Annotated in this window: 13 protein-coding genes and 1 pseudogene; 6 read left to right on the plus strand and 8 right to left on the minus strand. The window is 69.7% G+C overall.

Annotated features, from left to right (window positions below):
* Positions 1 to 29 precede the first annotated feature (29 nt).
* On the minus strand, positions 30 to 1,295 hold the full coding sequence (locus tag ABT154_RS12615) for a cation:proton antiporter (RefSeq protein WP_351856335.1): 1,266 nt from the start codon (positions 1,293 to 1,295) through the stop codon (positions 30 to 32).
* Between the two features lie 7 nt (positions 1,296 to 1,302).
* On the minus strand, positions 1,303 to 1,788 hold the full coding sequence (locus tag ABT154_RS12620; protein WP_351856337.1) for a cation:proton antiporter regulatory subunit: 486 nt from the start codon (positions 1,786 to 1,788) through the stop codon (positions 1,303 to 1,305).
* Positions 1,789 to 2,067: 279 nt separating this feature from the next.
* Here ABT154_RS12620 and ABT154_RS12625 point away from each other — a divergent pair, with 279 nt between their 5' ends.
* Together ABT154_RS12625 and ABT154_RS12630 are read left to right on the plus strand one after the other, a co-directional pair.
* Complete coding sequence (locus ABT154_RS12625) at positions 2,068 to 3,018, plus strand: sensor histidine kinase (protein WP_351856338.1); 951 nt, start codon at positions 2,068 to 2,070, stop codon at positions 3,016 to 3,018.
* Positions 3,015 to 3,740, plus strand: coding sequence for a response regulator (locus ABT154_RS12630; protein ID WP_351856340.1), 726 nt, complete (start codon positions 3,015 to 3,017; stop codon positions 3,738 to 3,740). The genes ABT154_RS12625 and ABT154_RS12630 overlap by 4 nt, the downstream gene beginning before the upstream one ends.
* A gap of 109 nt (positions 3,741 to 3,849) precedes the next feature.
* On the opposite strand, the gene ABT154_RS12635 is transcribed toward ABT154_RS12630, so the two are convergent.
* Both ABT154_RS12635 and ABT154_RS12640 read right to left on the minus strand, forming a co-directional pair.
* The gene (locus tag ABT154_RS12635) at positions 3,850 to 4,371 is read right to left on the minus strand and encodes an SMI1/KNR4 family protein (protein WP_351856342.1); all 522 of its coding nucleotides are present in this window, start codon (positions 4,369 to 4,371) and stop codon (positions 3,850 to 3,852) included.
* A gap of 13 nt (positions 4,372 to 4,384) precedes the next feature.
* Positions 4,385 to 12,964, minus strand: a complete 8,580-nt coding sequence (locus ABT154_RS12640; RefSeq protein WP_351856344.1) for a golvesin C-terminal-like domain-containing protein — start codon at positions 12,962 to 12,964, stop codon at positions 4,385 to 4,387.
* Positions 12,965 to 13,744: 780 nt separating this feature from the next.
* On the opposite strand from ABT154_RS12640, the gene ABT154_RS12645 reads away from it, so the two are divergent.
* Positions 13,745 to 13,897, plus strand: a complete 153-nt coding sequence (locus ABT154_RS12645) for a hypothetical protein (protein WP_351856346.1) — start codon at positions 13,745 to 13,747, stop codon at positions 13,895 to 13,897.
* A gap of 89 nt (positions 13,898 to 13,986) precedes the next feature.
* Here the strand turns inward: ABT154_RS12645 and ABT154_RS12650 are convergent, their stop codons facing one another.
* On the minus strand, positions 13,987 to 15,177 hold the full coding sequence (locus ABT154_RS12650) for a cytochrome P450 (RefSeq protein WP_351856348.1): 1,191 nt from the start codon (positions 15,175 to 15,177) through the stop codon (positions 13,987 to 13,989).
* A gap of 407 nt (positions 15,178 to 15,584) precedes the next feature.
* Positions 15,585 to 15,905: pseudogene (locus ABT154_RS12655) on the minus strand (amino acid permease); the annotation flags it as partial.
* A gap of 288 nt (positions 15,906 to 16,193) precedes the next feature.
* Here ABT154_RS12655 and ABT154_RS12660 point away from each other — a divergent pair.
* Positions 16,194 to 18,149 carry an APC family permease gene (locus ABT154_RS12660; protein ID WP_351856350.1) on the plus strand — a complete coding sequence of 652 codons (1,956 nt, stop codon included), beginning with the start codon at positions 16,194 to 16,196 and terminating at the stop codon, positions 18,147 to 18,149.
* On the opposite strand, the gene ABT154_RS12665 is transcribed toward ABT154_RS12660, so the two are convergent.
* Complete coding sequence (locus ABT154_RS12665; RefSeq protein ID WP_351856352.1) at positions 18,082 to 18,657, minus strand: hypothetical protein; 576 nt, start codon at positions 18,655 to 18,657, stop codon at positions 18,082 to 18,084. The genes ABT154_RS12660 and ABT154_RS12665 overlap by 68 nt on opposite strands.
* Before the next feature lie 461 nt (positions 18,658 to 19,118).
* On the opposite strand from ABT154_RS12665, the gene ABT154_RS12670 reads away from it, so the two are divergent.
* Together ABT154_RS12670 and ABT154_RS12675 are read left to right on the plus strand one after the other, a co-directional pair.
* Positions 19,119 to 21,179, plus strand: coding sequence for an alpha-galactosidase (locus tag ABT154_RS12670; protein ID WP_351856354.1), 2,061 nt, complete (start codon positions 19,119 to 19,121; stop codon positions 21,177 to 21,179).
* On the plus strand, positions 21,176 to 22,465 hold the full coding sequence (locus ABT154_RS12675; RefSeq protein ID WP_351856356.1) for an MFS transporter: 1,290 nt from the start codon (positions 21,176 to 21,178) through the stop codon (positions 22,463 to 22,465). Before ABT154_RS12670 ends, ABT154_RS12675 begins: the two co-directional genes overlap by 4 nt.
* A gap of 34 nt (positions 22,466 to 22,499) precedes the next feature.
* Here the strand turns inward: ABT154_RS12675 and ABT154_RS12680 are convergent, their stop codons facing one another.
* Entirely contained in the window at positions 22,500 to 23,123 is a 624-nt protein-coding gene (locus tag ABT154_RS12680; protein WP_351856358.1) for a TetR/AcrR family transcriptional regulator, read from the minus strand.
* Between the last annotated feature and the right edge of the window lies 1 nt (position 23,124).

Below are 23,124 nucleotides of genomic sequence, written 5' to 3' on the forward strand. Positions count from 1 at the left end.
GGCGGAACCGGCACCGTGGGTCGACGCCCTCACACCCGGTCGGGGGCTGACTCCGTGTCGCGTACCTCGGGCCCGGCAGCCGGTACGTCGGCCCCGCGAGGCGCCTCGGACGCCGGTGCGCCCACCGGGGAGGCGGGGGTCCGGAGCCGGCCGACGTACGCGGCGACCGGTTCGGTGAAGCGGGCGGTGAGCGGCCCGATCACCACGAGGACCAGGACGTACGCGGTGGCGAACGGCCCCAGCTGGGGCTGCACCCCGGCGGAGACGGCGAGCCCGGCGATGACGATCGAGAACTCGCCGCGCGCCACCAGGGTGCCGCCCGCCCGCCAGCGTCCCTTGACCCCGATCCCGGCCCGGCGGGCGGCCCAGTAGCCGGTGGCGATCTTCGTCAGCGCGGTGACCACGGCCAGCGCGAACGCCGGGAGGATCACCGGGGGAATGCTGGCCGGGTCGGTGTGCAGACCGAAGAAGACGAAGAACACCGCGGCGAACAGATCCCGCAGGGGGCTCAGCAGGGCGTGGGCGCCCTCGGCGACCTCCCCGGAGAGCGCGATGCCGACGAGGAAGGCGCCGACGGCGGCCGAGACCTGGAGCTGCTGGGCCACACCGGCGACCAGCAGGGTCAGCCCGAGGACGACGAGGAGCAGCTTCTCCGGGTCGTCGCTGGAGACGAAGCGGGAGATCAGCCGGCCGTAGCGGACGGCGACGAAGAGCACCGCGCCCGCCACGCCCAGGGCGATGGCGAGGGTCGCGCTGCCGGCCGCGAGGCCCACCCCGGCGAGCAGGGCGGTGACGATGGGCAGATAGACGGCCATGGCGAGGTCTTCGAGGACCAGGATGCTGAGGATCACCGGGGTCTCGCGGTTGCCCAGCCGGCCGAGGTCGCCGAGGACCTTGGCGATGACTCCGGAGGAGGAGATCCAGGTGACGCCGGCGAGGACGACGGCTCCGACGGGTCCCCAGCCGAGGAGCAGCGCGGCGGCGGCGCCGGGCAGGGCGTTGAGGGTGAAGTCGACGAGTCCTGCCGGGTACTGGGTCTTGAGGTTGGAGACGAGGTCGCTCGCCGTGTATTCGAGGCCGAGCATGAGGAGCAGGAGGATGACGCCGATCTCGGCGCCGATGGCGACGAACTCCTCGCTGGCGCCGAGCGGCAGCAGCCCGCCCTTGCCGAAGGCGAGTCCCGCGAGGAGGTAGAGCGGGATCGGGGAGAAGCGGAACCGGCCGGCGAGACGCCCGAGCAGGCCGAGTCCGAGGATGATGGCGCCGAATTCGATCAGGAAGACCGCGGAATGCACAGGGCCCTCACTCCTGACCGAGGATCGCGGCTGCCGCGTCGACGCCCTCGCGGGTGCCGATGACGATGAGCGTGTCGCCGCCGGCGAACCGGAAGGCGGGGGTCGGGGACGGTATCGCCCCGGAGCGGCGCAGGACGGCGACGACGGAGGCGCCCGCCTCGGTCCGCATCCGGGTGTCGCCGAGCAGGCGCCCGTTCCAGTACGAGTGCGCGGAGAGTTCGATGCGTTCGGCGACGAGCCCCAGGTCGGTGGTGTGCAGGACGTTCGCGCTGTGGTGCGTGGGCAGCAGCGCGTCGATCAGCGAGGCCGTCTCGGCCTCCGTGAGGTGCAGGGACTGCGCACAGGCGTCGGGGTCGTCGCCCCGGTAGACGTTCACGGAGCGGGTGCCGTCGCGGTGGGCGATCACCGACAGATGGCGGTGCTCCCGGGTGGTGAAGTCGTACTGCACTCCGATGCCGGGCAGGGGGGTCGTTCTCATCCGCGGAGCAGGCACAGGCCCGTCGCCTCCAATGGTTCTCAGGTGATCAGGGGTGATCGAGAGCGGCCATGGCCGCTCGTGAGTGATGCTGGACGGCCATGGATGGTCGTGGTGCGCGGGCCATGGTGTCATCCGCCGGGAGCACCGGAACATGGGTGTCGGCACGGATGGACAGGACCCGGTGGAGCTGGTCAGGATGGACGGGGGACCTGGATCCCTCCGCAGGTCGGAGGCCCGGCAGGGCCCATGGGAGCAGGCGTCGACGGGTGCGGGCGCGACGGGAGAGGAGGTGCGGTGTCGCTGTACTGGCGCATCTTCCTGCTCAATGCCTCGGTCCTGGTCGTGGCCGTCCTGCTGCTGTTCGGCCCGGTGACGGTCTCCACGCCCGTCCTCCTCGGCGAGGCGCTCGTGCTCGTGGCGGGCCTGGTCGCGATGCTCCTCGCCAACGGCTTCCTCCTCCGGGTCGCGCTCGCCCCGCTCCAGCGCCTCACCCGGGCGATGCGGACGGCGGACCTCCGGCGGCCCGGCCGACGCCCGGAGGTGTCCGGGCGCGGCGAGATCGCCGCCCTGACCCGCACGTTCAACACGATGCTCGACCGGCTCGAGGCCGAGCGGGCCGCCAGCACCGCGCGGGCGCTCTCGGCGCAGGAGGAGGAGCGCCGGCGGATCGCGCGGGAGCTGCACGACGAGGTCGGCCAGACCCTGACGGCCGTACTGCTCCAGCTGAAGCACACGGCGGACCACGCGCCCGTGGAGCTGCGGTCCGAACTCCGCCAGGCGCAGGAGACGACCCGGGCCGGACTTGAGGAGATCCGCCGCATCGCGCGCCGGCTCCGCCCGGGGGTGCTGGAGGAGCTGGGGCTGCACAGCGCGCTCAGGTCGCTGGCCTCGGAGTTCTCGAACCGCGCGATGACGGTGCGGGCGCACATCGAGCCGGGTCTGCCGGAACTCGGCGAAGGGACGGAGCTGGTGATCTACCGGGTGGCCCAGGAGGGCCTGACGAACGCGGCGCGCCACGCGGCGGCGACCCAGGTGGACCTGTATCTGCACCGTCTCCCCCACGGCGGGGTCGGCCTCCTGGTCAGGGACGACGGCCGCGGGATCGGCCGGACGCCCGACGGCGCGGGCCTCATGGGCATGCGGGAGCGGGCCCTGCTGATCGGTGCCGAGCTGGCGGTCCACGACGGCCCGGACGGCGGAACGGAAGTCCGCCTCGACACCACGACGGACAGGCCGACGCGATGACGGAGCCGACGGAACCGACGGAGCCGCCCGAGCCGACGGGATCGGCGGGATCGATCGACCCCGCCGGACCGACATCCCCCACCCGCATCCTCCTCGCCGACGACCACGCGCTCGTGCGCGGCGGGGTGCGTCTCATCCTCGACGCGGAACCGGACCTCACGGTCGTGGCCGAGGCTGCGGACGGGGCGGAGGCGGTGGCCCTGGCCCGGTCCGAACGGATCGACCTGGTCGTCCTGGACATCTCGATGCCCCGGATGACGGGTCTCCAGGCGGCCCGTGAACTCAGCCGCCTCCGGCCGGAGCTGCGGATCCTGATCCTCACGATGTACGAGAACGAGCAGTACTTCTTCGAGGCGCTGAAGGCGGGCGCGAGCGGCTACGTCCCGAAGTCGGTGGCGGACCGCGACCTGGTCGAGGCCTGCCGGGCGGCCGTACGCGACGAACCGTTCATCTACCCGGGCGCGGAGACGGCCCTGATCCGCACGTATCTGGACCGCGCGGAGCAGGGCAGGCCGCTGCCGGCCAAGGCGGTCACGGAGCGCGAGGAGGAGATCCTCAAACTGGTGGCGGAGGGCCACAGTTCGAAGGAGATCGGTGATCTGCTGGTCATCAGCCCGAAGACGGTGGAACGCCACCGGGCGAACCTGCTCCAGAAGCTCGGCCTGCGGGACCGCCTGGAGCTGACCCGGTACGCGATCAGAGTGGGCCTGATCGAGCCCTGAGGCGGAGGTCCCCCCAAGCCCCCCGGCCGCCCCCGACCGGCCCCGACCGGCCCCGGACACACCGGTACCCCCCGGCCGGAAGGGCCGGGGGGTACCGTCGCGTTCGTCCTCAGGGAAGGGGCTCGTAGAACGGCCCGTCAGGCGCGTGGTTGCGCGAGCACAACATCACGTCCCGCCCCTTGAGATACGCCAGCAGCCATTCGCCGAACGTCATCTCGTAGAGCGTCCACGAGGGACTGTCCATCTCCTGGACCACGACCCGCCAGGGCGACGAGGGTCCGTCGGGGACGCGAAGGAAGATCGCCTCGCCCGTCGTGGCCGACGCCACCGGGAGCATCTCCCCGGGGGCCGTCCCCGCCCGGCTGGGCAGGAACTCGGCCATGTCCTCCTCGCGCCAGAACTCGAGGTCCATCCTGAGCTCCTTGCCCAGGTTGTGCAGCAGATGGCTCGCGGGGTGCTTCAGATACAACTGCCCGTTGATCGAGACCGAACCGTAGGCGTCCACGACCTCGCGGAAGTCCGCGGGGAACGCGATGCCGAATTCCTGCTCCAGTTCGGTCCACGGTGCCGGATCCGACCAGTTGAACCGGGATTCGCCCAACAGGGCTCGTATCTCGGAAAGCGTTGCCACCTCTAGGCCCCTTCTAGCACGTCGAGCCGATGCCGGTCGGGGAGTTGATCGCGGTGCACGAATAGCTTTCCACGATGTCCCCCTGGGGGCCGTACGCGGTCATTCCCACCTGCACGAGCGAGGGGACGGCCGAATGCGGGTCACCGTAGATGGGCACGACCGACATGAACAGTTTGTTGTCGCCAGTCAAGTGCTTCCACCCGAAGGATTCAACCTTGCTGGCCATCCTCGCGTTCGCCCTGCCGTGCAGAGCGACGAGGTTGCGCACATCCTGTCCGGTGCCCTTGCCCCAGTAACCTATCAGGTGCCCTGCCTGCGGGCTTCCGCCTCCGGCGGCGATCTCACCCATGCCGTCGGGCTGCACGGAGGGCTCGCATTCGGAGCACTTGGGAAGGCCGCCGGCCCCGGTGCGCGACCTGCGGTCGGACTTGGTCAGGAACGCCCAGGCACCGGTCGCCCGGCAGCCCTTGTTCCCCTGGTGGTCCGTGTACTCCTCCAGGCCGCCGTAGACCCGACCGCCGTCGACCAGAGGCATCGGGTCGCACGTCGGGTTGTTGGTGTCGGTGGTCCGCGGCGCGGGCCGGGGCTGGGGGCCCGGCGACGGCTGCGGGGTGGGACCCGGACGCGGTTCGTTGTCGGACGAGGAGTCGGAGTCGACGTCGCTCGCCGACGGCATCAGCATGCTGCCGAGGGCCGTGCTCGCGTCCGCGAGGTTCTGCTGGCCCTGCGGCGTCGCCGCGTACAGCGCCGTGACGAGCGCGGCGCCCGCCCACCAGATCAGCGGGATGGCGAAGTGGCCGTCCAACTCGACGAGGCTGGTGGGGTTGCCGCCGGTGAAGGCGTACCGGTTCCCGGTGAAGGGGTCCGAGCCGAGCTTCATGTCGGCGAGGGCGCCGTTGTACATGTCCCGGGTGGTGAAGCGGTTGAGCCCCGGGTTGTAGTCGCGGAAGCCCATGTCGTACGTGCCCGACTGGGCGTCCCAGCGCTTGGCGTTGTAGCGGTAGGGGTTGTACTCCTCCTTGTCCGGCTGGCCGGTCTCGGGCTTGTCGATGCCGGTGAACTCGGTGGCGTCGTTGTTGCCGTAGGCGGTGTAGCCGTAGGTGGCCTTGGTATCGCCGTTCTTGTCCGTCAGGGTCTCGACGTCGGTGTGGCTGTTGTAGCCGTAGTAGCCGTCCTCGGTCGTCCCGTCGGTGTTGTGCTTGGTCTGCGACAGGCGTTCGCCCCAGGGGCTGTACTGGAACGACTTGGTGAGCGCGCCGGCGACCTTCTCGTCGAGGACCTCGCCGGACAGGCCGAGGTACTCGAAGTCGGTGGTCTTGCCGCCCGCCGTCTTCGTGGCGGTGCGGTCCAGCGGGTCGAAGGTGTACGTCGTCGACTTCATGGCGCCGCCGGCGTCCGGCTTCTGGGACTCCACGACGTGGTCGAAGCCGTCGTACACGCTCCGCTCGATGACCTTGCCGCCGGAGCTGACCGACTGCTGGCGGCCGAACGGGTCGTAGCTGTAGTCGGCCGCCGTGGCACCCGAGGCCGTGGCGGTCAGCAGCCTGTTCCGGTCGTACCGGAACGTGGTGGTCGAGCCCTTGACGGTCTGGCTGATGACGTTGGCGTTGTCGTCGTGGAGGTACGTCTCCGTGCCCGCGCCGTTGCCCGACTTGACCGACTTGGTGAGCCGGTCGGCCGGGTCGTAGGTGAGGTCGGTCGTGGAGTCGAGGTACGCCGTGCGGTTGTCGGCGTTCATCTTCTTCGCGACGTCCTGCGACTTGTTGCCGTTGGCGTCGTAGGCGTACGTGTGCGAGGCGACCAGCGTGGTGCCGTCCGCCTTCTTCTCCGTCGTCGACTTCAGCGCCGCGTCGAGGAAGTAGGTGTAGTCGACCGTGTTGCCGTTGTCCTTGGTCTCCTTCAGCTTCTGGCCGCGGTCGGTGTAGGTGTACGAGGTCACCTTGGGGTCGCTGTCCGTCGCGGACTTGCCGACGGACACCGTCCTGACCTTCTCCCGGAGGTCGTAGGTGTACTTGGAGAACTGGCTCGGGTGGGTGACCGTGTCGGACTGGCCGTTGGCGTCGTACGTGTACGACGTGGCCTTCTTCTCGACGCCGGAGAGCGACTCCGTCACCTTCTGGACCTGGTTGAGGCCGGTGTAGGCGATGGCGTAGGCGTCGACCTTCGTTCCGGGCGAGGTGTCGCCGATCGACGTCAGGTTGCCGTTGACGTCGTAGGAGTAGTCGAAGGTCCGCTTCTCGTTGTCGGTCTCGGTGGTGTTGTCACGGACCAGCTTGACGCCGTCCGCGACCACGAGGCCCGCGCTGTTCTGGTCCAGCTTGAGCTTGGCGCCCTCGCTCTGCTTGAGGGCGTAGCCGCCGAGGGCGACCCAGGTGCCGGTGGCGGCGTTCTGGTCCTTGGTGACCGCCGGTTCGGTGGTGGTGCCGTGGGTGAGTGTGTACTTCGCGGTGGTGGCGGCCCCGGTCACCTTCGGGTACTTCACGTACGCGGTGTACGTGCCGTCCTCGGGGATGTCGAGCGTCCAGGTGAAGGCGTCCGTGCCCGCGCCCGCCGCGTGGGTGCGGTGGTCGTAACCCTGCTGACCGGTGATGTTCCCGGTGGCCCAGGTGCCCGTGGCGGTGATGTGCTGGGTGTCGGAGTTGTCCACGAGGACGACCGACTTGCCCACCGGTACACCGTCGTCGGACCGGGACCTGACCTTGCCGTCCGGGTAGAACGACCACGTCATCGTGCGGTTGGACGAGCCGCCCGCCGAGGTCAGCGTCCGGGCCGTCTGCTGGCCCACGGCGTTGTAGTCGTAGGTGGTGGTGATGTCCCACGGGTCCGTGGTGCTCTTGGTCCAGCCGTTGTCGAAGTAGTCGACCTTGGTGACGTTGCGGACCGTCTGCCCCTCGGAGGGCGGCATCGAGGTCGTGGAGACCCGGCCCACGGCGTCGTACTCGGTCTCGGTGTAGACGTTCGGGTCGTTGTGCCGGGTGTCCGCCGGGTCGTACGGCTGGTACTGGCGCTTGGGCCGGTTCAGCGCGTCGTACTCGGTGCGCGAGGTGAACGCCGTGGTGGTACCCGCCTCGACGGCGCGCGGGCTGATCACCTTGGTGGCGTTGCCGACCTGGTCGTACTCGTACCGGGTGGTGCGGTGGACGATCGGCGAGGTGCCGCTGCGCGGGACCTTGACCTCGGTCTGCTTGCCGCGCTCGTCGTAGCTGACGAGCGTGGTGTTGTTCTCCGCGTCGGTCGTGGAGACGACCAGGTTGTCCTTGTCGTAGGCCTTCCTGGTGGTCTTCCCGGCGGCGTCGGTGACCGAGGTGATCCGGTGGTTCAGGTCGTAGACGGACAGGGAGCTGTAGTCGGCCGTGTCGGCGGTGGCGTTCTTCTTCGGGTCGACGACCTTGGTCGTGTTGCCGACGTTGTCGTACTCGTAGCTGACCCTGTCACCGTTCGCGTTGGTGACGGAGCTGAGCTGGTAGATCTCGTTGTAGTTGTTGGTCGTGACGAAGTCCGTCGCGTCCGCCGTGGTCAGCGAACCCTTCGGCTCGGTCGTCGTCCTGAGGTTGCCGACCTTGTCGTAGGTGTAGGTCGTCTTCCGCTCGCTCGACGTCGGCGTGTACTTCGGCTCGGTCGCCGAGGTGATCTGGTCGGCCGCGTCGTAGACCGCCTCGGACACCGCGCCGTTGGGCGCCGTCGACGTCGTGACGTTGTCGTTGGCGTCGTAGACGGGTGCCGGAGCGGTGATCAGGTCGCCCGTGGCCTGGTTCTTGGGCTCCGTCTTGACCAGCGGACGGCCGTAGACGTCGTACGTCTGCGTGGTCTTCCTGCCCAGTGCGTCGGTGACCTCGCGGACCTGGCCTCGCTCGTCGTAGACGAAGGTCGACGACTTGCCGAGCGCGTCCGTCATCGTCGTCGGGAAGCCCGCGGGCCCGAAGCCGCTGTTGGTGTCCGCGTTGCCGTTGGCGTCGACCGCCCGGGTCAGCTGGCCGTAGGCGTCGTACTCGTACGAGGTGGTGTAGTCCCCCGCCGTCGCGGTGGCGACGCCCTTCGGGTCGGTGACCGTCTTCAGGTTGCCGAAGGTGTCATAGCCGAACTGCCAGGTCCGGCCCTCCGGGGAGGTCTTGGTGAAGATGTCGGCCGAGTAGCCGTCGGACCGGGTCTGGTACGTGTACCGGGAGGAGTTCGCCGGGTGGACGCCCGGGGCGCACTCGCTCTGGGCGGGCACGCCCGCCTTGTTGTTCTCCGCGTCGCGCTTCCAGAGCGGGTAGCCCGTCTTCTGGTCGTAGCAGTACGCGGTCTTGGCGCCGTTGCTCTCCTCCGTGTAGACGACGTTGTTGTCCGCGTCCCACGACATCTTCATGGCCTGCGACTTGGCGTTCGTCGACAGGACGGCGCGGCCGAAGTCGTCGGTCACGTAGTCGGAGGAACGCGACTCGGCGTCGGTGACCCGGGTGTCGGTGAACTTGGCGTTGCCGGGGTCGACGGCGTACGTGAAGCCCGTGGTGCCCTGGAGACGGTCGGTGATCGTCCTGGTCCACCAGTGGTACTTCGGGTCGTCGCCGGTCTGCGGGGAGTTGTACGCCAGGGAGGTGGCGTTGCCGCGCGGGTCGGTGGCCTTGACCAGCTTGACGTTCTTGTTGCCCTGGGTGGCGTCGTACTCGAAGCCGTAGACCTTCGGCTGGCCGGAGCCGGCACCGTCGGTGATCTTGGTGAGCAGGCCCTTGTCGGAGTACTCGAAGGTGACCTTGCGGCCCGAGATGTCGGTCATCGACTTGATGTGGTCGATGATCTTCGGGTTGTTGCCGTCGGCCTTGGAGTAGTACTCGATCGTCAGCGACTGACGGCCGACGGGGTCGGTGACGTACTTGAGGAACTTGGTCGGCTTGTTGTTCGACTTCCGTTCCTCGTAGGTGTACGTCTGCGTGTTGCCGTTCTTCTCGATCGCCGACGTCATGTAGCCGTCGCAGCCGAAGACGAACCGGGTGCCGTCGGGACGGGTCATCGTCCAGGCGTCCGGAACCGGGTCCTTCAGCGGGGTGCAGTCCAGACCGGGCTTGGCCGTCAGCCTGTAGTGGACGCCCGCGGGCGCCTTCCAGGAGCCGTCCGCCTGCTCACGGAAGACGTGCGTGGTGCCGTCGCCGTCCGGGAGCCGGATCTCGGTCGGGTGCGGCTTCGGGTGGAACTCCAGCGGCGCGCCGAGCCGGATCGGGCCGGAGGCCTGGAAGGACCAGCCGGAGCCCGAGACGGTGTCGGAGGTGTCGAGGCTGTTGTACGCGAACCGGGCGAAGGTGGTGACACCGCGGCCGGGGTTGGTGAACGCGTTGTACTGCCAGACGGTGTTGCCGGAGGCCAGGTTGCTCATGACGGTCGAGCCGGCACCGGTGTTCTTGCCCGTGTAGACGTAGAACTTCTCCATGCCGAGCTGGTTGGAGGTCGGGTCCTCCACCGCCACGTTCTGCTTCAGGCCGGGGATGCCGGCCGTGCCGGACGCCCAGGTCCCCGTGGCCTTGTCGTACACGTCCCAGTTGAGGACGTAGTCCGTGCGCTTGTTCCCCGAGGCCGAGTTGATCGGGGTCCTGACCTTCGCCTGCAGGGACACGCTGTCCCCGGGGACGACGTCGGCCGGCAGCGCGGTCTGGATCTGGTTGCCGCCGTTGGTGACGTCGGTGCCGTCCGGCAGGGCCCAGGTGTAGCTGAGGACCCGGTCGGTGGCCTTCCACGTCGACGCGGTGGTGTTGGTGAGGGTGAAGTCGACCGTGTAGTCGGTGTTCGGTGTCATCCGCGCCGGGGTCTGCGGAGCGTAGTACGTCGATTCCGTGGTGGAGTCGACGTACGTGACCACCATGCGGGGGCGCAGACGGGTCTCGGCGCCCTCCGAGGAGAGGAACAGCGTCCGCTCCTGCGAGGCGGCCTCGTCGGCCGTCCTGATGACCACGCCGTTCTGCGAGGACGGGGTGGTCACCCACGACTGGGCGAGCGAGGTGACGTTCCAGTCGTGGCGCGCCGGGTCGTTGGTCTTGGCCCCGGTGTCCGCGACCGAGGCGCCGAAGTCGCCGCCCGGTGCGGTCCAGTTGGTGGTGGCGTTCGCCTTGACCCAGGTGGCGGTGGCTTCGTCGAAGTCACGTGTGAGGGGGCGCAGCTCGTAGACGGCGCCGGTGGTGTCCTGCGCGGTCTGGGTGCTCCAGAGGCGGACCTTGGCGTCCAGGACCCGGGCGGTGGCGGGGATGCCGAGGGCCGGGAACTTCAGCAGGGCGCGGGTGTCGCCGTAGGTGGCGGAGTTGTTGCCGACGGACAGCCAGTTCTTCGGGCCGGCGTCGTCGATGGTGTCGTGGGTGGACGTGGTCCGCGTCGAGGACAGGGTGGTGTCCTGCGCCGCGTCGAGGACCTTCGTCGTCCGCCCGGCCTTCGGCAGCCGTACGAGCTGCGTGGGCGCGGCGACGACCTGGCCGTCCTTCGTCCTGACCGCGACCATGTAGTAGTAGGCGCGGCCGAACGGGTCGGGGTCGTCGGCCTTCGTCGGGGTGCCTGAGGTGTCCGTGAAGCTGGTCACCGTGGACGCCACGGGTGCGACGAGGGTCGCGGCCGAGGGCGTGAAGGTCTGGTTGATCGACCGGTGGACCTGGTACTCGACGATGTCGTCGCCGGTCGCGATCGGGTCCGTGTCCCGGTAGGCGGACCAGCTGAGCTCCGCGCCGGTGTCGTGGATGGTGGTCGGCGGGGCGAGGTCCACGCCCTGTCGGCCGAAGGTCAGGACGAGCCGTGGGTAGTTGGCGGTCTCGCCGCCGTACCCGAACTCGCTGCCCTCGTAGCGCGGTCCGCCCTTGGGGCCGGTCGCGCTCTCGTCGCCGGCCTTGATCACGAAGCCGTTGTTGACGTTGGCGCCGTCGATCCAGGACTGGACGGTCCTGGTCACCGGGAAGGTGTGCCAGGTGTTCAGCTCGCCGGGCTGCTTGGTGACCACGCCACCCTTGGTGAAGCGGACCGCGTCCGCGATCACCGAGGTCGTGGTCGAGGCGGGACCGTCACCGAGGACGATCTTACCGAGGGTGCCGGCCTTGAACGGGTGCGAGCCGAGCGTCTTCCAGACTCCGGCCGTGCCGGCCTGCTGGTCGACGCCGTACACCTTGCTGCCGCCGTCGTAGGTGACGGTGTACGGGGCGTTCGTGGCCCGGTCGGAGGCCGGGATGCTGTGCGCCTCGACCTGGTACGTACCGTCCTCGGGCAGACTCGGCTGCCAGGTGTACGTGTCGCCCGCGACCGTGTCCTTGTTGTACAGGTAGTCCTGGTTGACGGCGTACTGCGTGTACGCGGTGTTCCCCGACGCCGGCCAGGCGCCGACGGCGGCCGTCCGTCCTGCGTCGCCGTCGTCCACGACGACCGAGGTGCCCGACAGCTCACCGGTGATCGCGTTGGCGTTGCTCCAGGTGGCCTGCGCCTCGGTCCAGGGCTGGGTGGCTCGGTGCGCCTCCAGCTGGACCTCGGTGTCGCCGGTGGTGTGGGTCTGGTCGAAGTACAGCTTCAGATCGGCCGAGTCGAGCTTCGTACCGGCCGGGACGCCGGTCAGCGGGAACCGCAGCAGGGCGCGCGAGGCGCCGGTGCTGGTGTTGCCGACCGACAACCGCCAGTTGTCGTCGTAGTTCGTCGTCGGGCCGTCCGAGGAGATCATCACGTCCTGCGCCGTGGACGGCGTCGGAGCGATGGAGATCGTCGGATCGATCGTGACCGGGTACTTCCGCTCGGGCGCGGCCAGCCAGGCCGCGTCCGGTACGACGGTGAGTTTCCAGCCCTTGCCCGCCCGGGTGAGCCGCTGCTCGACGGCGGAGCTGTAGCCGGTGCCGTACGGCGAACGGGCATCGGCGGCCGTGTCCGTCATGAACGCGGCCGGGATCACCAGGACCGGGTCGGCGCCCTCGCCGTAGATCCCGATCGAGCCGTCCTTGCCCGCCCTCGGCGTCAGTCCGCCCGAGTCGAGGGTGAAGGTGAACGACACCGGTCCTGCGGGCCGGCGGTCGAGAACGATGTTCTCCTTCACCTGCCCGGGCCCCACCTGGTACGACAGGTCGGCGCCGTGGACGGCGTCCTTGTAGGTGACGGTGTCGCCCTCGGCCACCGGGGCGAGCCCGGCGGCGCCCTGGAGGCCCAGCGTCACCGCGTGCCCGTCGGAGGCCTCGAACCGCAGCAGCCTGCCGGGGTCGGTGCCGAACCAACTGCGGGCGGTGTTCGTCGCGTTGGTGTACGCGAAGTCACCGCCGCCGGTCCGTACGACCGTCGGGTCGATGCCCTTCCAGGACTTCCCCGTCCGGTACGCGGTCGGCACGGCCGACACCTCGGCCTGCACCCGGCCGTCGGACAGCTGCCAGTAACGGGCGGTCGGCGTGCGCCGTCCCGTCAGCTCCGCGACCCGCTTCGGCTTGGCCGCCGCCTTGCCCTTCGGCAGCCGCTCCCGGCTGGGCAGCACCGGAGTCCCACCGGTGCCGGGCTGCGCCGGCGCGACGGGCGCGTCGGCCTTGTCGTCGCCGTCCGAGAACCACCCGGAGAGGGCGTCGACAATACCCTCGCCGTCATCGGCGGAAACCGGTGCGGCATAAGCGGCTTGTGGCAACATGGTCCCGGCTATTGCCGAAACCACGAGGCAGGCTATCGCCCGCCCGTATCTGAATCTCACTCGAATCCCTTCCAGGAAGCCCTCGCGCACACACGCGAACGGAAGCGCGCCGACGCACCGGCAAGGGACCCCCCTCACCGACCCGAACGCACCGAACCACCAGCGAAAACACCCCAGGACACGCCAAACCGGGCCACCTCCGAAACATGGAGACGGCCTGGCGAAAGGTGCACCACTGACGGCGGGGGAGATTCTTATTCACGGGCATGACACCCCGTCAAGCGCCCACGCAAAGCACGCATTTCACTGAGGGAATCGCGGGGAGTCCGCACGAGTGGGTGGTTTTGTCGGGGCATTGGAATTCTCGGCGCGTGATGATGTAGGGCGAGGGGGAATTCGCTTGGCGGGGTGGCCCGTTATCAGGAGTTGCCGACCGTTCCTGAAGGCCGGCGGCTCAGTGCGTTCCGTCCTTCGGTGCGCCGTCCAGGCCAGGCGGCGGGCGTCGCCGCCGAGGACGGCCTCGGCATCGGGTCGGTGGCCGACAGTCCGGCGTCCGCCCGTACGACAAGGCGCTCGAAGCGCAGCGGTACTTCGCCGCCCTCGCGCCCCAACTGCGCCCCTACGGGTACGCCGGGCCCGTCACGATCCGCGAACACCGCGCCACCGCGCCACCGCGCCACCGCGCCACCGCACGGGCGACCGGCGAGCCCGGCACCGAGTTCCGCTCCGCTCTCGTACCACGACCTGTGGTGGATCCCGAACGACCCCTACGGTTCCTTCATGGCCGGCGGCATCCACGGCCGGCGCCTGTTCATCTCCTCCGCACTCGACCTGGTGATCGTCCGCTACGCCTCCCGGGTCGTCTCCCCGGCCGTCCCCCAGGCACCGCCGGTACAGGCGTTCCTCCAGGTCGGCACCCACCTCCAGGGGTGACGGACCCGCGAGCCCGGGTCCCTTCGCCGCCCCGCCCCGCGGAGAGGGGCGGCGCCCCCGGGCGACCTCGCTCGTTCACCGGTTCGTGGTCACGCGTCCCAGGTGACCGGGAGGCTCTTCACCCCGTAGATGTCCGCGGTCTCCGGGCGCAGGACGACCTCCTCGGCCGGTACGGCCAGGCGCAGCGTGGGGAAGCGGTCGAGCAGCGCGGCGAAGGCGACCCGCATCTCGACGCGGGCCAGTTGGTGGCCCAGACACAGGTGGATGCCGTGGCCGAAGGCCAGGTGTCCGCCGCCCTGCCGCTGGAGGTCGAGCACATGGGGGTCGGTGAAGCGCTCGGGGTCGTGGTCGGCCATGTGGTACGAGAGGACGACCGTCGTGCCGGCCGCGATGCTCTGCCCGCCCACCTCGACGTCCTCCAGCGCCGTCCTCATGAACGACTTGGCGACGCTGAGATACCGCAGCAGCTCCTCCACGGCCGGGTCGATGAGCTCGGGATCGGCGCGCAGCGCGGCCAGCTGCTCCGGGTTCCGCAGGAGCGCGAAGGTGCCGAGGGACAGCATGTTCGCGGTGGTGTCGAACCCGGCCGCCAGCAGGATGAGGCTGATCCCCTTCAGTTCCTCGTCGGTCAGATCGCTGTCGGTGAGTTCGCTGAGTACGTCGTCGGTGGGGTTCGCGCGCTTGGCGGCCACCAGCTGGGCGAGGTACTCCTGGGTCGCGGTGTAGGCCGCGATCAGCTCCTCGTCGCTCGTCGCGCCGCCCATGAACTTGTCGATCTGTTCCTGGAACGAGTCCCGGTCCTCGTAGGGGACGCCCAGCAGCTCACAGATGATGATCGTGGGGATGGGCTTGGCGAACGCGGTCACCAGGTCCGCCGACGGCCCCGCCTGCTCCATGGCGTCCAGGCACTCGGCGGTGATCTGCTCGACCCGCTCGGTGAGCAGTCGCATCCGGCGTGCGGTGAACTTGCCCACCAGCGGCTTGCGGTAGCGACTGTGCTGCGGCTCGTCCATGAGCAGGAACTCGCCGGGCGGCGCCGGCGGAAGCTCGAAGTCGACCACGTTCATCAGGTCCTTGCGCGAACTGAACCGCGAGTCGGCCAGGACCGACCTGACCAGGTCGTATCCAGTGATCAGCCAGCCGGGCTTCCCGCCGGGGTGGGTGTAGCGGCTGATGGGGCCGTGACTGCGGGCTTCGACCAGCTCCGCCGGCGGGTCGAAGGGGCAGCCGGGCCGACGCTCCGTCGGCAGCGCCGTGACGGTGTACGGGGACTCACTCATGGCCATTCCTCACTTCGCGTCAGTGCACGTTTACACAACTTGAAAGCTACGGCGCTTCCGGAAGCTCCGTCAATCACAGATTCACGTAACTCCAGCTCAGAGGCGAGTAATTGATGCAATGATGCTGCGACCGAACGCAACGCTTCGTTGCAATGAATGACGACGAAGGCAATGCCCGACGCCGGTGGACGTCACGGCTCGCGCTGCCCGCCGGTGCGGCCACCAGACAGCCGACGAGGCGGACGGCCCTCGCCCGCCTCGCCCGTCGGTTCGAAGGGGACACGGCCCACTCGGCATTCAGGGTCTCCGGCCCGCACTGACCACGTCGTCGTCCAGCGCGGCGGCGGTACGAAGCCGACCGCGGGCGTCAGCATGACGTGGCCCCCGACCCATCAGCACCGGAAGCGAAGCCAGTCCCCGTAGAGGCCGGGGAAGGGAGGTGAGGGCGGCGGCTCCGGCGGTGACGGCGACGGCCACGCTCAGGAGGTGGTCCAGGAGCAGGGAGCCGGCGGTCACCAGGCTGGTCCGGCGCCCGAGGCGCACGGTGGCGACGGCGTACGAACCGCCGCCGTCCGGGAAGACCGCGATGACCTGGCGGGTACGAGGCGACGAGGACCGCGAGCAGCCCGGCGATGGCGAGCGTGACCGGCAGGGCGAAGCCGAGCCGGGGGGGCGCCGGCCGCCGTGAGGACCAGGACGATGGCCTCGGGACCGTACGCCACAGAGGAGCCTCCGGATACCGGCGCGCGCCACCACCCGACCGGGCCGGCCGTCGGCGGTCTTTGGCGGGTTCTTGTCGCCGGGCGCCGCCGTCTTCACTCGTCCTTGACACGGGCCGTACGGCTCGGCGCCTGTTCACAGGCGCGTACACGCATGTGAGACACACAACGCCCAAGCGAGGGATCTTGACGCTTCCCATACGCCCATGGCCGGATCAGGGCGTCCCTGGCTGCTTAGGCTGACTCGGCTGTCCGTCCGACGGCCGAATTCCTCCCCCCACGCCCAGGAGCAGCCCGATGGCCGGCACGAACGAGACGCGCACCGGCAGGCTGCGGGCGTGGATGCTGGAGGGTCTTTCCGACATGGGCAAGGGCAAGCCCTCCCGTCCCGCGGAACCGGCCCCGGACGCCGGGCACAGGGGTCAGCGCTGGTGGCGGGTGATGTGCCTGACGGGTGTCGACTACTTCTCGACCCTCGGCTACCAGCCGGGCATCGCGGCCCTCGCGGCCGGCCTGCTCTCCCCCGTCGCGACGATCGTGCTGGTCGTCGTCACCCTCGCGGGTGCGCTGCCGGTGTACCGGCGGGTGGCCGAGGAGAGCCCCCGCGGCGAGGGCTCGATCGCGATGCTGTCGCGGCTGCTGTCCTTCTGGAAGGGCAAGCTGTTCGTCCTCACCCTGCTGGGCTTCGCGGCGACCGACTTCCTCATCACCATCACCCTGTCGGCCGCCGACGCCTCGACCCACCTCGTCGAGAACCCCCACCTCGCGGAGGCCCTCCACAACAAGCAGATGATCATCACTCTGGTGCTGATCGCCCTGCTCGGCGCGGTGTTCCTCAAGGGCTTCCTGGAAGCCATCGGTGTCGCCGTCGCCCTCGTGGGCCTGTATCTGACGCTCAACGTGGTCGTCGTGATCACCGGCCTCTGGCACGTCCTCACCGAGGGCCATGTCGTCACGGACTGGGCCTCGGCCCTGACCGCCCAGCACGGAAACGTCTTCGCGATGGTCGGCGTCGCCCTGCTCGTCTTCCCCAAGCTCGCGCTCGGACTGTCCGGGTTCGAGACCGGCGTCGCCGTCATGCCCCACGTCAAGGGCGACCCCGACGACACCGAGGAACGGCCCACCGGCCGTATCCGGGACACGAAGAAGCTCCTCACCACGGCCGCTGTGATCATGAGCGTCTTCCTGATCTGCACCAGCTTCATCACCACCGTGCTCATCCCGGCGAAGGAGTTCGAGTCCGGCGGCCAGGCCAACGGCCGCGCGCTCGCCTTCCTCGCCCACGAATACCTGGGCAACACCTTCGGCACGGTCTACGACGTCTCGACCATCGCCATCCTCTGGTTCGCCGGCGCGTCGGCGATGGCCGGACTGCTCAACCTGATGCCGCGCTACCTGCCCAAGTACGGCATGGCCCCGCACTGGGCCCGTGCCGTGCGCCCCATGGTCATCGTCTTCACCCTGGTCGCCTTCCTGGTGACCTGGATCTTCGACGCCGACGTCGACGCCCAGGGCGGCGCGTACGCCACCGGCGTCCTCGTCCTCATCTCCTCCGCCGCCATCGCCGTGACCATCGCAGCGCGCAAGGCCGGCCAGCGCGGCTGGACGATCGGCTTCGGTATCATCTCGGTCGTCTTCCTCTACACGACGGTCGTCAACGTCATCGAACGCCCGGACGGCGTCAAGATCGGTGCCTGCTTCATCGCCGGCATCATCCTCATCTCCCTCCTCTCCCGCCTGGGCCGCGCCTTCGAACTCCGCGTCACCCATGTCGATCTCGACGAGATGGCGGAACGCTACATCCAGGACATCTCGCGCCGGACGGCCCGGTTCATCGCCAACGAACCCGGCAGCCGTGACATCACCGAGTACCGCGAGAAGATCGAGCAGATCCGCTCCGACAACGACCTCCCGACCAGCGAGGACTTCGTCTTCGTCGAGGTGACCGTCACCGACCCCTCCGAGTTCGAAGCCGGACTCACGGTGAAGGGCGAGGTCCTCCACGACCGCTACCGCGTCCTCACCGTCGAGGGCTCCTCCGTCCCCAACGCCCTCGCGGCCCTGCTCCTCCACGCCCGCGACCTCACCGGCACCCGCCCCCACATCTACTTCGAGTGGACCGAGGGCAACCCCTTCGCCAACTTCCTCCGCTTCTTCCTCCTGGGCCAGGGCGAGGTCGCGCCGGTCACCCGGGAGGTGCTGCGCGAGGCGGAACCCGACCGCTCCCGCCGCCCCCGCGTCCACGTCGGCTGAGGGCGGCGAAGCCCGGTCGCGGCACCGACGGGATCAGCGTGAGGGGGTTCGCCCGGGTGCCGGTCCGCGGTACCGGCGGGGTCAGCGTGCGGGGGTTCGCCCCGGGTGCCGGTCCGCGGTACCAGCGCCAGGAGCTGCCGGGTGTGGCCCGGCAGCTCTCCTTCGGTGAGGCCGGAGAGCAGGTCCCCGAGCGGTACGAGCCGGTCGACGGGGGCCGTGTCGTGGAGAGGAGCGGGGTGGGGACCGGTGTGTCGAGTTCGGTCTTGCTCAGCGTCGCCCCGGCGTGGGCGCACAGGGCGTCCGCCTGGACCTGGACACGTTCCCGGAGGCCCGCGCCTCCGCCGGCGAGCCGGATGACACGATCGATGGTCCAGGTGTCCAGCGCGAGGCGGTTGTCGTAGGTGGTGTTCGCACCGGCGGTGACCGCGGACACGGCGGCGAGCGTGGTGGCGGTGACGAGGGAGACGTGCGCCAGGATCCGGTCCGCGTCCACCTGGCACGAGCGCATCTTCGTGACCAAGGGAACTCGGCGCACCGGCGGGCCACCAGTTCAGCCCCGGTAAGGCCCCCGTGCTCGTCGCCTTCACCGCAGGCGCCGCCGAATCGGCATATCGAAAGGGTCGGACCGAGACCGTTCACGTCACGGACCTCGCGGCCCACCAGGCACCTTCGCCGAAGACGCCGGCCGGATCTGCCGCCACCGCACACCCGCCGCCATGAGCGTCCTGCGCCCCTCGCCCGCACCACCCTCCACCGCTCCGGATGGGCCGACATCGCCGACGGTCGACGATCCCACACCCACCCCGAACCCGCTGAAGCAGCCGGGGGTGAACCTGGCCTCGGGCGCGACCGCGTCGGCTTCCACGTCGGAGTGGTGGGACCCTTTCTGCCGCCAGGGGCTTGGCAGCGCCGACTCGACTGCCTACCGTACGAGCAGAACATGAGCCAAACTCATATTTGAGGGACTACGTGATCACTCATCACTCCGAAGCCCGCCTCTGGCTTCTGAGCACGCCCGGTACCTCGTACGCCTTCCGGTTGGACGCCGACGACGTCCCCCGGCACGCGCACTGGGGCCGGCCGCTGAGCCTGGAACAGGCCGTCTCGGTCGCGGCCGACCTGCCCGCCGAGGACCCCGGCGGCGACGATCCCGGCGGTGAGGAGTACGTGGTGGAGGGGGGCCTGCGGTTCGGCGTGCCGTCGCTGACCGTCCGGTTCAGCGACGGTGTGCGCGGCTTCGCATGGCGGTTCGTCTCGCACACCGTCGACGACGACCTGCTCACGCTCTCCTTCACCGACCGGGTCCGCTCCCTCGACCTCGACCTCAACTACCGGGTCCGGGACGACCATGACCAGATCGAGCGCTGGGCCGTCCTCACCGCGGGGGAGCCGGTGGACGTCCTGCGGTTCGACTCCGCCGCCTGGACGCTGCCCGCCCGCGACGACTACCGGGTCAGCCATGTGATGGGCGAATGGGCCCGGGAGTTCCAACTCCGGCGTGACCGGGTGCCCGTCGGCGAGACCGTGTTCACCAGCCGACTCGGCATCACGGGACCGCACGCCGGACCCTGGCTGATGCTCGACGCGCAGGACGCCACCGAGGAGCACGGCGAGGTCTGGAGCACTGCCCTGGCCTGGAGCGGCAGCCGCCGCATCACCCTGCGCCGCGACCCCTACGGCCGTGCCTCCTGGACCGGCGGATTCGGGCACGAGGGACTGGTCTGGAAGCTCGGCGCCGGTGAGCGTCTGGAGACCCCCGTCTTCACCGGGCTGTACGCCCCCGACGGCTTCGGCGGTACCAGCCGCCGCTGGCACGCCTACATCGAGCGTCAGGTGCTCCCCGCCCGTCCCGCCGAACGGCCTCTCATCTTCAACTCATGGGAGGCGACCGAATTCGACATCAGCGAGAAGCAGCAGCGGGAACTGGCCGAGCTCGCCGCGGGCGTCGGCGTCGAGGTCTTCGTCGTGGACGACGCCTGGTTCGGCGCCCGCACCAGCGACCAGGCCGGGCTCGGCGACTGGTGGCCCCATCCCGACCGCTTCCCGGACGGTCTGGGCCCACTCGCCGATCACGTCCGAACGCTCGGCATGGGATTCGGCCTGTGGGTGGAGCCCGAGGCGGTCAACCCCGACAGCGACCTCTTCCGTACGCACCCCGACTGGATCCTCCACCAGGAAGGCCGGACCCGTACGCAGCGCCGCAACCAGCACGTGCTGAACTTCGCCCGCCGCGACGTCCGGGAATGGGCGGTGGAATGGCTGGTCAGGACCGTCACCGAGCTGGACGTGGCCTTCCTCAAATGGGACATGAACCGGCCCTTCAGCGAGGCTGGGCAGCCCGGGGCCGCCGACCCCGACCGGGTCTGGATCGAGCACACCCTCGGGGTCTACGAGGTGATGGACCGGTTGCGCGTCGCCCGCCCCGGCCTGTACCTGGAGTCGTGCGCGGGCGGCGGAGGCCGGGCCGACCTCGGTGTGCTGGCCCGCGCCGACCAGGTCTGGACGTCGGACAACACCGACGCTGTCGACCGGATCGCCATCCAGCACGGCCACGGTCAGCTGCTGCCCGCCCGGACCATGGGCGCCTGGGTCACCGACAGCCCGCACGCCTTCACCGCCCGCGCGACCCCGATCCGGTACCGCTTCCATGTCTCGATGGCCGGGGCGATGGGCATCGGCGGCGACCTCAGGAAGTGGAGCGAGGAGGATCGCGGCTGGGCCCGGCTGCTCGTGGAGGAGTACAAGCGGATCCGGCCCGTGGTGCACGGGGGCGTCCAGTACCGGCTTGAGCACGACGCGGTGCAGTACGCCACCGAGGACGAAGTCGTCGTCTTCCAGTTCCAGCCGTCCGCGTCCGCGCGGTCGGTCGCCCGTACCCGGTTGAAGGGTCTCGACCCCGATGCCCACTACCGGGACGAGGCCACCGGCGCCGTCCACTCGGGCGCCGTCCTGCTCGGCCACGGCCTGCCGCCGTTGCTGCCCTTCGACTGGACGAGCGAGCTCGTCCATCTCAGGAGAGTGCCCCGATGAGCCTCGCCCCCGAGCGGCCCGAGCGGCCCGAGCAACCCGAGCGGTCCGATTCCCTCGCCGAGCCCGTCCGCCCGGTCGGCCGCGGCTGGATCACCCTGTACGTCCTGGGCAACGTCGGCTTGTTCATCCCGATGCTGGTGCCGACCACGCTCCTGATGCCCGAGCAGATCGCCGAGATCGATCCGGCGGGAAAGGTCGGCAGTTACGCCTGGGTCAGCGTGATGGGCGCGATCTCGGGAATCGTCCTCGCGCCACTGGCCGGCGCCCTCAGCGACCGCACCACCAGCCGGTTCGGCCGGCGCCGACCGTGGATGGTCGTCGGCGCCCTGATCTACATGGCGGTGCTGGTCTTCCTCGGTCTCCAGACGACGGTCGGCGGCGTCGCGATCGGCTCCTTCGCGCTGTCCGCCGCCTGCATGCTCATCGGTGCCGGACTCTCCCCGGTGGTGCCCGACCAGGTCCCGGCCGGTCAGCGCGGTGTGGTCCTCGGCTGGGCCACGGCCCCGCAGGCCGGCGGCCTGATCGTGGGCGGACTGCTGATCGGCCTGGTCGCGGGCTTCTCCGCGCAGTACCTGCTACTCGCCGCGTTTCCGCTGCTGATCCTGCTGTTCGCGGCCACCGTGAAGGACCCGCCGCTTCCCGTACGGCAGCGCGAGCCGTTCTCGCTGCGCACCTTCCTGGACGGCTATCGGATCAGCCCGCGCGAGCACCCCGACTTCATCTGGGCGATGAGCTCCCGGTTCGCCATGGGGCTCGGCTATGGCCTCGGCACGCTCTACCTGCCGTACTTCCTGGATGACGTACTGCACTACGAGGAGTTGTTCCCCGGCCGGTCGACCGACGACGGCCTGCTCATCGTGATCGGCGTCAACTCCGTGGCCACGGTCTCGACGGTCGTGCTCGGCGGCTGGCTCTCCGACAGGCTGGGCAGGCGACGGATGCCGGTCTTCCTCGGCGGCCTCACGATGGCCGTCGCCGCGATCCCTCTCGCGCTGTCGCCCACGTGGACCATGACGCTGGTCGCGGCCGTCATCCTGGGCCTGGGCTACGGCGTGTACCTGTCCGTCGACACCGCCCTGATCACCGAGGTGCTGCCCGCCTCGGCGGACCGCAGCAAGGACATGGCGCTGGCCAACCTGATGACCTCCCTGCCGTACGTCCTGGTTCCCCCCATCGCCTCGGTCGTGCTCGGCAGTCTGGGCGGCTACCGCTCGCTGTTCTTCTGTTCCGCGGGCATGTCCGTACTGGGCGCGGCCCTGGTCTGGAGGGTCAGGAGTGTCCGCTGAGCCGGGAGCACCCGCTGGGCTCCGTCGGCGGGTGTCATCGGAGCCGGTCGTTGAGATAGCTGTTGAGTACGCGTTTGCACTCGGCGATCAGCCGGGCGTCGCCCTGCGGATCGGTGGCGAACGCGAGTTTCAGCACGCTGTCCGCGCATTCGAGCGCCACCCGCACAGCGAAGTCGAGTTCGGCGTCGTCCTGCCCCCCGGCCAAGGAGGCGGTGAGTGAGCGCAGCCTGCCGGCCACCGCGGTGTTGTTGTCCAGGGTCGGCTCCAGGACGTGGTCCTGTCCCACCGCGCCGAAGTCGACCACGCCGAACCCGGCGATCGTCCGGCGCATGACGACGAACTCGTCGACGGTCACCTCCACGATGCCCGGGATGCCTTCGGGCTCCTCGCGCTCGATGCGGCCCGCGACCCGCGCCATGAAGGACTCCAGGTTGCGGACGGCGAGCGCACCGATCAGCCCCTCCTTGTCGGAGAAGAACTGGTAGTAGGTGCCGATGGGCACGTCGGCCCTGCGGGCCACCTCCTTGGTGGTCAGCGCGGCATAACCGACCTCGTCCAGAAGTTCGGCGCAGGCGTCAAGCAGCCGTTCGAAGCGTTCGGCGCTGCGCTTCTGGACCGGCAGCCTGCGCAGCGTCCCTGCATTGCGGTCTTGATTCACG

Source organism: Streptomyces sp. NPDC001728 (genome assembly GCF_040297565.1).
In the GTDB taxonomy this organism is placed as follows: domain Bacteria; phylum Actinomycetota; class Actinomycetes; order Streptomycetales; family Streptomycetaceae; genus Streptomyces.